This is a genomic window from Streptomyces sp. NPDC052101 (assembly GCF_040680235.1).
GTDB lineage: Bacteria > Actinomycetota > Actinomycetes > Streptomycetales > Streptomycetaceae > Streptomyces.
Window position 1 is genome coordinate 26,970 of the sequence record NZ_JBFAWH010000015.1, and the last position, 13,665, is coordinate 40,634.

Annotated in this window: 13 protein-coding genes; 3 read left to right on the forward strand and 10 right to left on the reverse strand. The window is 72.1% G+C overall.

Translation table 11 applies throughout. The annotated features are described in order from the left end of the window. The first annotated feature begins 292 nt into the window (after nt 1-292). Nucleotides 293-1,081, forward strand: coding sequence for a protein phosphatase 2C domain-containing protein (locus AB0L75_RS25600; protein ID WP_365184934.1), 789 nt, complete (start codon nt 293-295; stop codon nt 1,079-1,081). Nucleotides 1,082-1,198: 117 nt separating this feature from the next. Here the strand turns inward: AB0L75_RS25600 and AB0L75_RS25605 are convergent, their stop codons facing one another. Then, a complete protein-coding gene (locus tag AB0L75_RS25605) occupies nt 1,199-1,690 on the reverse strand; it encodes a MarR family transcriptional regulator (protein WP_365184937.1) in 492 nt (163 codons plus the stop codon). A 238-nt stretch (nt 1,691-1,928) separates the two neighbouring features. Here AB0L75_RS25605 and AB0L75_RS25610 point away from each other — a divergent pair, with 238 nt between their 5' ends. Next, nucleotides 1,929-2,762: a lysozyme gene (locus AB0L75_RS25610; RefSeq protein ID WP_365184939.1), complete on the forward strand. Its 834-nt coding sequence runs from the start codon at nt 1,929-1,931 to the stop codon at nt 2,760-2,762. 138 nt (nt 2,763-2,900) lie between these two features. Continuing rightward, on the forward strand, nt 2,901-5,261 hold the full coding sequence (locus AB0L75_RS25615) for a SpoIIE family protein phosphatase (RefSeq protein ID WP_365184942.1): 2,361 nt from the start codon (nt 2,901-2,903) through the stop codon (nt 5,259-5,261). Nucleotide 5,262: 1 nt separating this feature from the next. Here AB0L75_RS25615 and AB0L75_RS25620 read toward each other — a convergent pair whose 3' ends face one another. From AB0L75_RS25620 to AB0L75_RS25660, 9 genes are all read right to left on the reverse strand, one after another. After that, a complete protein-coding gene (locus AB0L75_RS25620) occupies nt 5,263-5,796 on the reverse strand; it encodes a hypothetical protein (protein WP_365184944.1) in 534 nt (177 codons plus the stop codon). A gap of 47 nt (nt 5,797-5,843) precedes the next feature. Beyond that, nucleotides 5,844-6,278, reverse strand: coding sequence for a hypothetical protein (locus AB0L75_RS25625; RefSeq protein WP_365184947.1), 435 nt, complete (start codon nt 6,276-6,278; stop codon nt 5,844-5,846). A 163-nt stretch (nt 6,279-6,441) separates the two neighbouring features. Continuing rightward, nucleotides 6,442-7,038 carry a hypothetical protein gene (locus tag AB0L75_RS25630; RefSeq protein WP_365184950.1) on the reverse strand — a complete coding sequence of 199 codons (597 nt, stop codon included), beginning with the start codon at nt 7,036-7,038 and terminating at the stop codon, nt 6,442-6,444. 191 nt (nt 7,039-7,229) lie between these two features. Beyond that, nucleotides 7,230-8,180 carry a serine/threonine-protein kinase gene (locus tag AB0L75_RS25635; protein WP_365184953.1) on the reverse strand — a complete coding sequence of 317 codons (951 nt, stop codon included), beginning with the start codon at nt 8,178-8,180 and terminating at the stop codon, nt 7,230-7,232. Between the two features lie 94 nt (nt 8,181-8,274). Then, nucleotides 8,275-10,695, reverse strand: a complete 2,421-nt coding sequence (gene lon / locus AB0L75_RS25640) for an endopeptidase La (RefSeq protein ID WP_365184956.1) — start codon at nt 10,693-10,695, stop codon at nt 8,275-8,277. Between the two features lie 129 nt (nt 10,696-10,824). Next, nucleotides 10,825-11,700 (reverse strand): rhomboid-like protein, encoded by an 876-nt coding sequence (locus tag AB0L75_RS25645; protein ID WP_365184959.1) that lies wholly within the window; start codon nt 11,698-11,700, stop codon nt 10,825-10,827. Between the two features lie 217 nt (nt 11,701-11,917). Then, nucleotides 11,918-12,445 carry a hypothetical protein gene (locus AB0L75_RS25650; RefSeq protein ID WP_365184961.1) on the reverse strand — a complete coding sequence of 176 codons (528 nt, stop codon included), beginning with the start codon at nt 12,443-12,445 and terminating at the stop codon, nt 11,918-11,920. A gap of 57 nt (nt 12,446-12,502) precedes the next feature. Further along, nucleotides 12,503-13,255, reverse strand: coding sequence for a hypothetical protein (locus tag AB0L75_RS25655; protein WP_365184964.1), 753 nt, complete (start codon nt 13,253-13,255; stop codon nt 12,503-12,505). Further along, nucleotides 13,252-13,659 (reverse strand): hypothetical protein, encoded by a 408-nt coding sequence (locus tag AB0L75_RS25660; RefSeq protein WP_365184966.1) that lies wholly within the window; start codon nt 13,657-13,659, stop codon nt 13,252-13,254. Before AB0L75_RS25660 ends, AB0L75_RS25655 begins: the two co-directional genes overlap by 4 nt. Nucleotides 13,660-13,665 lie beyond the last annotated feature (6 nt).

Here is a 13,665-nt window from a genome sequence, read left to right on the forward strand (position 1 = left end):
TTCCCGACCCTCCCAGCGCCGGTGGGCAGTGGTCGCGCATCACCTGACCCGCCACCTGAAGGAGTGAACATCGGAGGAGAGTTGACGGGCAAGTTCCCGTGGCGCGCGCGGAGGTCCCGAGCGGCACGCCGGTTGGACGCGCGCGGCAGGCTTTGACAGTATTCGCCACCGCGCCCTTCCGGAGTGCCTCATTCCCTCCCAAAACAGGCGGCTGGCCTGCGAGGTCGTATCAATTCGAGGGCGCTTGCCAGCCTTTGGCGAATCCTGTGAAGGGCTCGTGCAGACTGGCCGAATGCGAACTGATCTCGTCTCGGAACCCGGCGACGCGCACCGACCCAACGAGGACTTCGCCGGTGTCGGACTACCCGCCTCCGGACAGGGAGGTTGCGTGATCGTCCTGGACGGAGTGACTCCGCCGCGGGGCGAGACGGGGTGTCTGCATTCCGTCCCGTGGTTCACCGCACGGCTCGGTGGCGCACTGACCGAACTGACCGTTTCGGGGAGAGATCTGACGCTCCCGGAGATTCTCTCGAGGGCGATCGGCCGCACCGCCGAGGCCCATGCGCGGACCTGTGAACTTTCTCACCCGCGTACACCCCAGGCAACCGTCGCCCTGGCGCGCTGGTCCGCCGACACGGTCGAGTACCTGGTGCTGTCCGACGCCGCGTTGCTGCTGCAGGCGCCCGACGGGACGGTCACACCGGTCCTGGACGACCGCCTGGACCGGATCCCGCGCCCCGCGCTCGCCACCGAGGCCCTGGTGGACGCCACCCTGCGCAACAAGGAGGGCGGCTTCTTCACGGCGGCCGCCGACCCCTCGGTGGCCGGCCGTGCGGTCGCCGGCACCGTGGCCCGCCGCGAGGTCCACGCCCTGGCCGCGCTGACGGACGGCGCGACCCGCTGGACGGAGAAGTTCCGCGAGGGCGACTGGCAGGCCCTGTTCGAGGTGGTCGCGAAGGAGGGCGCGCGGTCGCTGGTGGACCGGGTGCGGGAGCTGGAGACGGCGGACCGCGAGGAGCGGGCGTTCCTGCGGCGCAGCAAGACGCACGACGACGCGACGGTCGTCTACGCGGAGCTGTGAGCCCCCGCCGAACGACTTCGGGGGCTCTTGGCGCTTCTGGGGCTCCTGGCACTCCTAGGGCTCTTGGGCCTCCTGGGCCTCCTGGGCCTCCTGGGCCTCCTGGGCCTCCTGGGGGGCTTACCTCTCCATGACACCGTTCAACTGGTTCAGCAGCCGGGCCAGTTCCGCGACCTCGCTGCGGTCCCAGTGGGCGAGCTGGCTGACATAGCGGGCGCGGCGTGCCTCGCGCACCTTCCCCACCCGACCGCGTCCCTCGTCGGTCAGGGTGACGAGCCAGGCACGGCCGTCGGCGGGATCGGGTTCCCGGGCGATCAGGCCCAGGTCCTCCAGGGCGCGCAGCTGGCGGGACATCGTGGCCTTGCCGACGCCGATGTAGGCGGCGAGTTCCGTGGCCCGCTGGCCGCCGCACTCGTCCAGGCGGATGAGCAGGCCGTACGCGGAGGACTCCAGGTCGGGATGGACCTCGCGGGCCATCTCGCCCTGGTTGGCCCGCGCTCGCCGCAGCAGCACGGTCAACTCCCGTTCCAGTGCCAGGAATTCCTGGTCCGCGCCACTGGGCGTCACCTCGTGGGCGCCGCGTCGTGCGTCGCCGTTTCCGTCCTCGTGCACGTCAGCACCCCTGCTCGGTTTCGCGGTCGTGAAAGTTTCTGCCAAAAGTCGTCATTGCCGCAGCTCTGTAAGTATTTCGCAGGCGTAGACCAACGGCGGAGCCCGGACCCCCTTCCCACGCCGTCATCTACGTGCGTAGCTTCTTTATCAGGCCATCCATGGCATGCCCACGCCAGTGCGGCACTTCGGTACACGGTCACTGCCACGTTCCCCCCACCCCACTCCCCGGAGACACGTCATGTCCGTGCACAGACCCGGCTCCGACCGCCCCGTCCGACCGCGCCCCCTCGCCGTCCTCGTCACGGCCCTGCTCGCGGCGCTCCCCCTCACCCTCCCCCTCACCTCCGCCCACGCCGCGACCACGCCCGCGCGCGGCTCCGCCCACATGGGCATGGGCGTCCTCACGCACGACGGCGGGCACGGCGCCCCCGCCTCCGGCCTCGTCACCCAGACCGAGGGCGTGGACGTCTCCGCCTACCAGGGCAATGTCGCCTGGTCGAGCCTGTGGAGCAGCGGGGTGCGCTGGGCCTACTCCAAGGCGACGGAGGGCACGTACTACACGAACCCCTACTTCGCGCAGCAGTACAACGGCTCGTACAACGTGGGCATGATCCGCGGCTCCTACCACTTCGCGACCCCGGACACCGCCGGCGGCGCAGCCCAGGCGAGCTATTTCGTCAGCCACGGCGGCGGCTGGTCCCGCGACGGCAAGACCCTGCCGGGCGCGCTCGACATCGAGTGGAACCCGTACGGCGCCGAGTGCTACGGCAAGAGCGCGAGCCAGATGGTCAGCTGGATCGCCGACTTCATCTCCACCTACAGGTCACTCACCAGCCGCTACCCCGTGATCTACACGGCGACCAGCTGGTGGAGCGACTGCACCGGCGACTACGGCGGCTTCGCGTCGGGCGACCCGCTGTGGATCGCCCGCTACGCCTCGGACCCGGGGACGCTGCCGGCCGGCTGGTCGTACTACACGATGTGGCAGTACACCTCCTCCGGCCCGGCCGTCGGCGACCACGACAAGTTCAATGGCGCCCTGGACCGGGTGCAGGCCCTGGCCAACGGTTAGTCCCTGCTGGTCCGTGCCGGTCCGTGCGCGGTGGCCGTCTCTTGGGGGGCGGCCGCCGTTTCGCTGCGTTGGTGCTCCGCGCCGGCCGGGATCATGCTGGTCAGGAGAGCCTGCCGAGCAAGGGCGAGATGAGCGGCGATGGAGCGACACTCGACGTACACGGCCACGGCCACCATCGATGAGCACGGCATCCTCACCAGCTGGAGCGAAGGCGCGGAGCGGCTGCTCGGTTACGACTCCCCGGCCGTCGTGGGACGGCCGGCCACCGCGCTGCTCGCCGCCGACGGCTCGACGGCCCGGCGGATCGTCGCCGGACGCGAACGCTGGAACGGCACGATCCCGCTGCGGCACCGCGACGGCCGGCTGCTGGAGCTGGGCGTGCTCGCGCACCGCCGGACCTCCGCCACCGGCGTCACCGACTGGCTCGTGGTGAGCGCCGTGTCGGTCCGGTCGCAGCCGCCCCGGGGCGAGCCCCTGGAGGAGTGGACGTTCCTGCAGTCCCCCTTCCCGCTGGCGATCTTCGACGCCGACCTGCGGCTGGTCCGCGCCAACCGCCGGATGGAGCACGCCCTCGCCCTGCCCGAGGCCGCCATGCGCGGACTGCGGCTGCCGCACATCGTGCCCGGCGCCGCGAGCGACGAGGCCGACCGGTCGATGCGGGACGCGCTGGAGTCCGGGCGGCCGCAGGAGGCCCGGGCCCGGCTCGGCGAGCAGCTCGGGAGCACCGCCGTGCTCACCCCGCTGAAGGACGCCGGCGGCCGGGTGCGCGCCGTCTGCCTGTCCACCGAGGTGCCCGCCCCGGACTCCGCCGGGCGGCCGGGCCCGGCGGGCGAGGGCGGCTCGCGTGTCGGCCTGGCCGCGGACCAGGCCCGCGCCGCGCAGGAACTCGGCGAGGTCACGGTCCCCCGGCTCGCCGACGTCATGGCCGTCGACCTGCTCGACTCGCCCCGCGAGGCCGACGACCGCCTCGCCCCCGGCCCGGTCGTGCTGCGCCGTGCCGCCCTGCGCGCCGTCCCGGACGGCGAGGGACCCGCCTACGGCACCGGCGTGGGCGAGGCGATCGTCTGCCCGGCGGACTCCCCGCCGGCGCAGTGCCTGGCGGCGGGCCGGCCGCTGCTGTACGACACGACGGACCCGGTCGTCACCGAGTGGGCGGCGGCGGACCCGGGCGCGGCGTGGCTACGGGCGTCCTCGGCGCGCTCGCTGCTGGCGGTGCCGCTGCTCGCCCAGGACAGCACGCTCGGGGTGGCGGTCTTCGGCCGGCGCCCCGGCCGGGGGCCCTTCGACCCGGAGGATCTGCGGCTGGCGCAGGAGTACTCGGACCGGGCGGCCGCCGGCATCCGGCAGGCCCGCTCCTCCGCGCGGGCCCGCACCACCACCATGGCGCTGCAGCACAGCCTGCTCCCGCACACACTGCCCGAACAGGCGGCTCTGGAGATCGCCACCCGCTATCTGCCCGCCGCGACCCGGGCCGGGGTGGGCGGCGACTGGTTCGACGTGGTCCCGCTGTCCGGGGCGCGGGTGGCGCTGGTCGTGGGCGATGTGGTGGGCCACGGCATCCGCGCTGCGGCCACCATGGGCCGGCTGCGCACCGCGGTGCGCACCCTGGCCGACGTCGACCTGCCGGCCGACGAACTCCTCACCCACCTCGACGACCTGGTGCTGCGGCTCGCCGCCGACGAGGGCAGCGCGGACCCGGCCGCCGAGACCGCCGGCGGCATCGGCACCACCTGTCTGTACGCGGTCTACGACCCGGTCGCGCGCCGCTGCACCCTGGCCCGGGCCGGGCATCCGCCGCCCGCCGTGGTCACCCCGGACGGCGCGGTGCGGTTCCTGGACGTGCCCGCGGGGCCGCCGCTCGGGCTCGGCGGGCTGCCCTTCGAGGCCGTCGAGGCCGATCTGCCCGAGGGCAGCCTGCTCGTCCTCTACACCGACGGGCTGCTGGAGGCCCGCGAGCACGACATCGACGAGGCGCTGGACAAGCTGTTCGCCGCGCTCGGCCGGCCCGCGAAGTCGCTGGACGCGGTCTGCGACCATGTGCTCACCGCGCTGCTGAGCCACCGCCCGGACGACGACATCGCCCTGCTCGTCGCCCGCACCCGCGTGCTGCACGAGGACCGGGTCGTCGACTGGGAGCTGGCCAACGACCCCACCGACGTCGCCCGCGCCCGCCACCTCGTCCGTGACCAGCTGGTCGCGTGGGGCATCTCGGAGGCCGCGTTCCCCACCGAGCTGATGGTCAGCGAGCTGGTCACCAACGCCATCCGCTACGGCCGCCCGCCCATCCAGCTCCGGCTGATCCACCAGGACGCGAACCTGATCTGCGAGGTGTACGACTCCAGCGGCACCACCCCGCACATGCGGCGCGCCCGTATCTTCGACGAGGGCGGCCGGGGCCTGCTGCTGGTCGCCCAGCTGGCCGACCGCTGGGGCACCCGGCACGACCGGGTCGGCAAGACGGTGTGGGCGGAGCAGTCGCTCTCCAGGGCCACGGGGTGAGTCAGCCGCTGCCACCGTCGCCCCCACGGCCGCCCTGACCGCTGGTCTCGCAGCCGACGCCGAGGCAGATCCCGCCGTTGCCGCCGCGACCGCCGTCGCCGCCGTCGCCGGTGCCCGCCGCGGCGCCGCCGTTCCCGCCGGCGCCGCCGTTGACGCTGCCCGAGCAGACACCGGCGCAGATCCCGCCGTTGCCGCCCTTGGAGCCCTCCTGGCCCGGTCCGCCGTCGGTGCCGGCGCCGCCGTTGGCGCTGCCGTTGCAGAGCCCGGCGCAGATGCCGCCGTTGTGTCCGGCGGTGCCGTTGACGGTGCCGTTGCAGTTGCCCGCGCAGATCGAGTCGCCGACGCGGACGCTGCCGTTGCCCACATGGATGTTGCCGCTGCCCACATGGATGCTGCCGATGCCGGCGGGGCTGCTGCCCGCCCCGCTGCCGACGGGGCCGGTGTCGGCCATCGCGGCCGGCGCCATCGCGCCTCCGGCGAGCACCACGGTCGAGACCGCGAGTCCGAGACCGAATTTCCAGGAGTGCCTGCGCATGGAATTCCCCTCTCTCCTCAACCTCAATTCCTCAGTTCCTCGATTCCTCAGGGGGATTCCTGCTGCAGAAATTCGAGCCAGTCGCCCTTCAGGAGCTGACGCTCCCAGTCACTGATCTCCTTCTCCGAGATCTTGTACTTCTTCGCCGCGTCGGCCTGGGTCACCCGGCCGGTCAGCACGGTCAGCGCGATGCGCGCCTTGTCCAGCTGGGACAGTTCGGACTTCGGCTTGTCGGGCAGGTCGTCCAGCGAGAAGCAGCCCGCCTTGCCCGGCTGACCCGGCTGACCCGGCTGGCCGGGCGCGCCGCCCTTGCCGCCTTCGCCCCCTTCGCCGCAGTGCGACGACTGGTGGGCCAGGGCCGAGTAGCCGGCGGGGGCGGGGGCCGCGTGAGTGGCCGCCTGGGCGCCGCATGCGGTGATGGTGACGAGCGCCGCGGAGGCCGCCGCGAGGAGGACGGGACGCTGCCAGAGGTGGGTGGACATCGGGGTCTCCGTTTCGGAGCGGGGTGTGAGATGAGGGGTTCTGGATGCGGGGGGGGTGGAGGCCTGGGGCGGCCTCCACCCCGTCGACCGTCACAGGAGACGGTCACAGGAGACGGTCAGAAGAGACGGTCAGAGACGTGCGGAGACAGTCGGAGGAGGGGGCTCAGAAGAGGCTGAAGCCACCGGCTCCGCCGTTCCCGCCGGCGCCGCCGAAGAGGCCGCCGAAGCCGCCCTTGCCGCCCTTGCCGCCGTTGCCGCCCTGGAAGATGCTGTTGCCGCCCTTCCCGCCGTTGCCGCCGCCACCGCCGACGAGGACGCCGTCGCCGCCGCCACCGCCGCTGCCGCCGCCACCGCCGGAGAGGATCCCGGCGCCGCCGTTGCCGCCGTCGCCGCCCTTACCACCGATGACGCCCTCACCGCCGCCACCGCCGCCACCGCCGCCGCCACCGGAGAGGATGCCGTCGCCGCCGTTGCCGCCGGTGCCGCCGTCACCGCCGGTGCCGAGGACGCTGCCGCCGCCGGAGCCGCCGGCGCCACCGCCGCCACCGACCAGACCGGAGCCTCCGTCGCCACCGGCACCACCGGCGCCGCCGCCATGGACGAAGGCCACCGTCGACGTGGGCATCGGGGCCGCCATCGCGCTGGACACGGGCAGGAGGACACCGCCGGTGACCAGTGCGGCGGAGGCGACGGCGGTCGCCAGCCGGAGACCTCGGCGCTTCGGGCGGATCTCGTCGTGGGTGTGAACGTTACGAGTCATGAGCTTTCTCCCATGGATGCAAGGAATTCCGGAGACAATTTCCACTCTCCGTGCCGCCTCATTTCCTTTCCGGTGAGGCCGCACTTCAAGTAGGCCCGAAGACGAAATCCAGGTCATGTTCCGAGGACTCGGGACTTGACGGCACCACAGGGATCGGGTAAAGCCCGCATAAGCACAAGGGCGGCCTGGGGTCAGATGAGGAACGGCCGGGCCCAGGACGGCGGCTCCGGCGGCGGAACGCGGTCCACCACGGTCGGCGTACGGCCGCGGGGCACGGAGTCGGCGACCGCGTCGCGCAGGGCCGCGACGAACTCCAGGCAGGACTCGTAGCGGTCGTCCGGGGCCTTCGCCAGGGCGCGTGCGAGCACCTCGTCGGCGGCCGCCGGGAGGTCCGGCCGCTCCTCGCTGAGCACGGGCGGCGGGTCGTACTGGTGGGCCCAGAGCAGTTCGAGCTGGTCCTCGCGCCGGAAGGGCGGGGCGCCGGCGAGCATCTCGTGGACCACACAGGCCAGGCTGTACAGGTCGGACCTGCCGTCCACCGGGCGCCCGGCGATCCGCTCGGGCGCCACGTAGTCGAGGGTGCCGACGAACTCGCCCGCGGTGGTGAACCCCGTCAGCGACAGCGACTTCTTCGCCAGCCCGAAGTCGGTGAGATACACGTGCTCGGGGTGGTCGCTGTCGACGCCCTTGGCGACCATGACATTGGCCGGTTTGACGTCCCGGTGGACCAGCTCGCGCGCATGGGCCGCGTCCAGGGCGGACGCCAGCTGGGCCGCGATACGCAGCACGGCCGGCACGGGCAGCCGGCCCTCCCGTTCGATCAGGGCACGCAGATCGAGTCCGGCGACGAAGCACATGGCGATGTAGAGGATGCCGTCGGTCTCGCCGGCCTCGAAGACGGGAACGATGTTGGGATGCTCGATGGCGGCCGCCACCCGCGACTCCTGGGCGAAGCGCCGGCGGAAGCCCTCGTTACGGGTGTACTCCGGGGCGAGCAGCTTCAGGGCCACCGTCCGGCCGAGCCGCAGATCCTTGGCGCGGTACACGACGGCCATGCCGCCGCGGCCCAGCTCGCACTCCACGCGATACCCCGCGATCACGGCCCCGATCAGCCCAGAGGGAGTTTTGGGGGGCCAACTCACGCCTGAATTCTACCGACCCATACCGATATGAGCGCATGGCGAGGGCCCGGATCCCCCTCATGGGACCCGGGCCCCGCCTCTCCCGGAGCGTCCGTCACGCCGCCACGGGAACCTCCGGCGCCGCCCCGTTCACCGCGGGGGCCAGCGCCAGCTCCAGGACCTGGCGGACATCGGTCACGGCGTGGACGTCGAGCTTGTCCAGCACCTCGGCCGGGACGTCGTCCAGGTCGGGTTCGTTGCGTTTGGGGATGATCACGGTGGTCACCCCGGCGCGCTGGGCGGCGAGCAGCTTCTGCTTCACGCCGCCGATGGGCAGCACCCGGCCGGTCAGCGAGACCTCGCCGGTCATCGCCACGTCCGTGCGCACCAGGCGGCCGGAGAGCAGCGAGGCCAGCGCGGTGGTCATCGTGATGCCCGCGCTCGGTCCGTCCTTCGGGACCGCGCCCGCCGGGAAGTGGATGTGCACGCCCCGCTCCCTCAAGTCGCCGACCGGCAGCTCCAGCTCGGCGCCGTGGCTGCGCAGGAAGCTCAGCGCGATCTGCGCCGACTCCTTCATCACGTCACCGAGCTGGCCGGTCAGGGTCAGGCCCGCCGCGCCCGTCTCCGGGTCGGCCAGCGACGCCTCCACGAAGAGGACGTCGCCGCCCGCTCCCGTGACCGCGAGGCCCGTCGCCACACCGGGGACGGACGTGCGCCGCTCGGCCGGGTCCTGGGCGGACTCGGGCACATGGCGCGGACGTCCGATCAGCGCGCGCAGATCCTCGTCCCGGACGGTGAACGGCAGCTTCCGCTCGCCGAGTTCGTGCTGGGCCGCGACCTTGCGGAGCAGTCGGGCGATCGAGCGCTCCAGGGTGCGCACGCCCGCCTCGCGCGTGTACTCGCCGGCCAGCTTGCGCAGGGCACTCTCGTCCAGGGTGACCTCGTCCTTGCCGAGCCCCGCCCGCTCCAGCTGACGCGGGAGCAGGTGGTCGCGGGCGATGACGACCTTCTCGTCCTCGGTGTAGCCGTCCAGCCGGACGATCTCCATACGGTCGGCGAGCGCCTCCGGGATGGCCTCCAGGACGTTGGCGGTGGCGAGGAACACCACGTCCGACAGGTCGAGTTCGACCTCCAGGTAGTGGTCCCGGAAGGTGTGGTTCTGCGCGGGGTCGAGGACTTCGAGCAGGGCTGCGGCCGGGTCGCCGCGGAAGTCGGAACCCACCTTGTCGATCTCGTCCAGCAGGACCACCGGGTTCATCGAACCGGCCTCCTTGATGGCCCGCACGATCCGGCCGGGCAGCGCGCCGACGTACGTACGGCGGTGGCCGCGGACCTCCGCCTCGTCCCGGACGCCACCGAGGGCGACGCGGACGAACCTGCGGCCCATGGCGTGCGCGACGGACTCGCCGAGCGAGGTCTTGCCGACACCGGGCGGGCCGACCAGGGCCAGTACGGCACCGCCGCGCCGCCCGCCGATCACGCCCAGGCCGCGCTCGGTGCGCCGCTTGCGCACCGCGAGGTACTCGGTGATGCGCTCCTTCACGTCCTCCAGGCCGGCGTGCTCGGCGTCCAGGATCGCCTTGGCGCCCTGGATGTCGTACGCGTCCTCGGTCCGCTCGTTCCACGGCATTTCGAGGACGGTGTCCAGCCAGGTGCGGATCCAGGAGCCCTCCGGGGACTGGTCGCTGGACCGCTCCAGCTTGTCGACCTCCTTGAGCGCGGCCTCGCGGACCTTCTCCGGCAGGTCGGCGGCCTCCACGCGGGCCCGGTAGTCGTCGGACTCCTCGCCGTCCTGCTCGCCGTTCAGCTCGCGCAGCTCCTTGCGGACGGCCTCCAGCTGGCGGCGCAGCAGGAACTCGCGCTGCTGCTTGTCGACGCCCTCCTGGACGTCCTTGGCGATGGTCTCGGCCACGTCCTGCTCGGCGAGGTGGTCGCGGAGCTGCTGTGCGGCGAGCCTGAGCCGGGCCACCGGGTCGGCGGTCTCCAGCAGCTCGACCTTCTGTTCGATGGCGAGGAACGGCGAGTAGCCGGAGTTGTCGGCGAGCGCGGAGACGCCGTCGATGGCCTGGACACGGTCCACGACCTGCCAGGCGCCGCGCTTCTTCAGCCAGTTGGTGGCGAGGGCCTTGTACTCCTTGACGAGTTCGGCGACGTGCCCGGGCAGCGGGTCCGGCACGGTCTCCTCGACCTGCGCGCCCTCGACCCACAGGGCCGCGCCGGGACCGGTGGTGCCCGCGCCGATCCGCACCCGGCTCCGCCCGCGGATCAGAGCCCCCGGGTCCCCGTCGGCCAGCCGGCCGACCTGCTCGACCGTGCCCAGCACACCGGTCTTCGCGTACGTGCCGTCGATGCGTGGCACCAGCAGCACCCTGGGCTTGCCCGGCTCCGACCGGGCGGCGGCCTGCGCGGCCTCCACCGCGGCCCGCACTTCGGTGTCGCTCAGGTCCAGCGGAACCACCATGCCGGGCAGCACGACCTCGTCGTCGAGCGGCAGCACGGGCAGTACGAGCGTGAACGCCGTGGACTCAGCAGCCATGATCTCCCCTTCGGCAGTCAAGTTGAGCTATGCCGACTCAACCGTTGGGGGTGGGCTGGTGTTCCCCTGGCTTGTTCGCTCTGAGCGATCACTTGCGCCTAGGGGGTGCCCAGAAAGGGGCGTTCGCTTTCAGGCCTGCTGCTGCCAGCGTCGGACCAGAGGCCAGGTCGAGACGCCGATCGCCAGGGCGATGAGGTGGCCCCAGTTCGTCATGGGGTCAAGGAAGGCGATCAGGTCGTTCAGCAGGAGGCCGGCCGTCAGGGCGAGCACGGGCCAGCGCAGCCAGGGGCGCAGAAGGCCCGCCAGGGAGCCGATGCTCGTGGCGACGCCGAAGCTGATGCCGTAGTCGAGCCGGTGCAGCGAGGTGGCGGGGAGGTCGCCGAACAGGACGGCCAGGCCCACCGGGACCTCGGTGGCGAGTGTGGCGAGGACATGGCCCGCCAGGAAGACACAGGCGGTCCGGGCGCCTCCTATGCGTCGCTCCAGCGCGGTGAGCACCAGTACGAAGGCGAGCGCGTACGGCGACAGGACGCCGCCCGCGATCCACAGCGCGCTCATCAGCAGCACCAGGACGGGCGTGCGCGCCAGATGGGCCACGTCCGTGCTGGAGTCCTGGTAGAGGGCGTGCACCAGGCCGGGATCGGCCACGGCCGCGACCACGGAGGTGACGGCGAGGACGGCCATGTAGGCGAAGGTGAACGGGGTGCCGACCGGGGTGGGAAGCAACCGCCACAGGCGCGGGATCCGTACGGCCGGGCGCGCCTCGACGAAGACGGAGGCGGAGGCCGCGGCAGAGGCGGGGACGGAGACGAGAACAGGAACAGGAACAGGAACAGGCACGGGATCGGGATCGAGTGCGGGGACCGTGGCATGCCGCTGGCGCGGCATGCCGTCCAGCAGGTCCGCGAGCGCGGGGGCCGGGACGGCGGCGGTGCCGTCGGGCAGGGGCATGCCCCGCGGGGGCGGGGACGCGGCCACCACAGGGCCCGTCGCGATCCGTTCCACGTTGCGGAACTCCTTCCGTCGCGCCCAACCCTTCGGGTTCCGAGGGCCGCTGTCTATGACCGACGCCACGCGCGAGCCGATTCACAGCAACCTCTCACACTCCGATCGCGTCCGCCTCCGCACCGGTCATGAAGCCCGACTCGGCCGCGTCCCCGCCGAACGGCCTCCGGAGCACCCCGTGCCCCTGCTGACGGCAGGGTCCAGCTGCTCCGGATTCTCAGCCGTGGATCAACGGCGAGCCGGTGAGTTGCTGTGTGATCGGGCCCTTTCCGTCCCCTTCGATGTCGTAGACGATCGTGGAGTCGGTCGACCAGAACACCTCGCCGTCGTAGAGGGAGGACTCGGGAACGCAGTTGTTGACCGGCTCGTCGCGGAACCAGGTGGCGTTGTCGTTGACGAGCTTGGTCATGTCACACGTCTTCGAGGTGACCACGTGGTCCTCGCCGGTCTTGGTCAGCCGCTCCTCGATCCGCGACGTGATCTTGAAGCTGGTGAACCGCTTGGAGGAGTCGACGACCACATCGTCGAGGATCTGCCAGCTCAGCAACGACTTGCCCGTCACCATGCCGTTCTTCAGCTCGGCGGTGTTGTACACGTAGTAGCTCTGCGCCGGCCTCTTGTCGGGGTAGGTGACATCGAACGTGGAGCTGGACGTGAGCCCCGCGGCCGACGCCGGCGCGGCCAGCAGCATGCAGACGCCCGCGGCCGAGGCCCCCAGCCCGAGGGAAGTGATGAATCTACGCATGACGGTGGTTCCTTTCACTGACGAACATGTCGGTCATGGAGGGTCGCTGACAGCCGGTCACTGGTAGCGGGCCGCCCGGCGGCGCCGTGCCGGCTGTGCCATGTCGGCGAGGACTCCGGCGCCCTGGCCCGGGGCGGCGTCCCAGGAACGGAGCTTGGCGGCGACCTGCGCCAGACGTGGGTCGCCGGGGCGTACGGCGACGTAGAACAGGCCCTCATAAGGGCGCATGTCGTCACCGCCCCAGCGCACCACGCCCTCGGTGTCGGCGAGGATGTCCCGTATGAGCAGTTCCTGGGCCGGGGTGAAGCTGCCGCGCAGGCCCGGCGGATACGAGCCCGGCCGGATGACGATCGCCGTCCCGGACGCCCGGTTCGACTCCGGGAGGTGCCGGTCGCGGACCTCCGACGCGGGCACCCAGCCCTCGACCGCGCGCGGCTCCCCTCGGACGCCGAGCGGGTCGATGTCGTAGTGGAAGCGGCGGATGACATGGACGAGGACGGTCTCGGCGTCGCCCATGCGGACCTGGACCCTGAGCGGTGTTCCGGGGACGGGCCGGGTGTAGACGTTGCCGCGGTCGTCGGCGACCTTCTCCAGCTCCCAGCCGTTCTGGGACGGGGTGCCGGTTCCGGCATGGTCCCTGCGCTGCCGGGCGCGCTCCTGGGCTCTGCGTACGGCCTCGCGCAGCTGGTGCGGGTCGGGACGTCCGGACGCGGCGTGTCCGGGAGTGGTCAGCAGTTGTGAGCCGAGAACAGTGCCTGCGGTGATGAAGCCGGCACGGCGCAGGGCCGTGCGGCGGGATATGTACGTCAACGCTTCTCCTCACGGACTTTGACGAGTACGGCGGCGACAGTGGCGGCCAGGACGGCTCCGAACGCTCCCGGATTGACATATGCGGGTACGTCTTCGGAGCTGTACCGTCCGCCCGATGCGAGCCGGCACTCGACGCGGAGCGGCAGGAAGCTGACGTCGGTGCCGGTGACATGGGGTGCGCGGGAATCGTTGCGGCAGCTGGGCGGGGGGACCGAGTCGGCCCCGCCGTTCCCCCCGTCGGCGAGCATGACGAAGAACAGACCCCAGGTGTACAGGCCGAGTCCCGCCGCGAAGCCGAGAACGGCGAGTCCTCGCGCGCCGGATGCGGCCGTCGCCCTGATCCCCTTCACGGCGAGGGCAAGCGTGCCGATGACTCCGGCCGTCAGGGCGAAGAGTACGAGCATGGTGCG

Excerpts from the sequence above, each read along its gene's own strand:
- AB0L75_RS25600 (WP_365184934.1), top strand. The coding sequence starts at position 293 with ATGCGAACTGATCTCGTCTCGGAACCCGGCGACGCGCACCGACCCAAC.
- AB0L75_RS25610 (WP_365184939.1), top strand. The coding sequence starts at position 1,929 with ATGTCCGTGCACAGACCCGGCTCCGACCGCCCCGTCCGACCGCGCCCC.
- AB0L75_RS25615 (WP_365184942.1), top strand. The coding sequence starts at position 2,901 with ATGGAGCGACACTCGACGTACACGGCCACGGCCACCATCGATGAGCAC.
- AB0L75_RS25620 (WP_365184944.1), bottom strand. The coding sequence starts at position 5,796 with ATGCGCAGGCACTCCTGGAAATTCGGTCTCGGACTCGCGGTCTCGACC.
- AB0L75_RS25625 (WP_365184947.1), bottom strand. The coding sequence starts at position 6,278 with ATGTCCACCCACCTCTGGCAGCGTCCCGTCCTCCTCGCGGCGGCCTCC.
- AB0L75_RS25630 (WP_365184950.1), bottom strand. The coding sequence starts at position 7,038 with ATGACTCGTAACGTTCACACCCACGACGAGATCCGCCCGAAGCGCCGA.
- lon (WP_365184956.1), bottom strand. The coding sequence starts at position 10,695 with ATGGCTGCTGAGTCCACGGCGTTCACGCTCGTACTGCCCGTGCTGCCG.
- AB0L75_RS25650 (WP_365184961.1), bottom strand. The coding sequence starts at position 12,445 with ATGCGTAGATTCATCACTTCCCTCGGGCTGGGGGCCTCGGCCGCGGGC.
- AB0L75_RS25660 (WP_365184966.1), bottom strand. The coding sequence starts at position 13,659 with ATGCTCGTACTCTTCGCCCTGACGGCCGGAGTCATCGGCACGCTTGCC.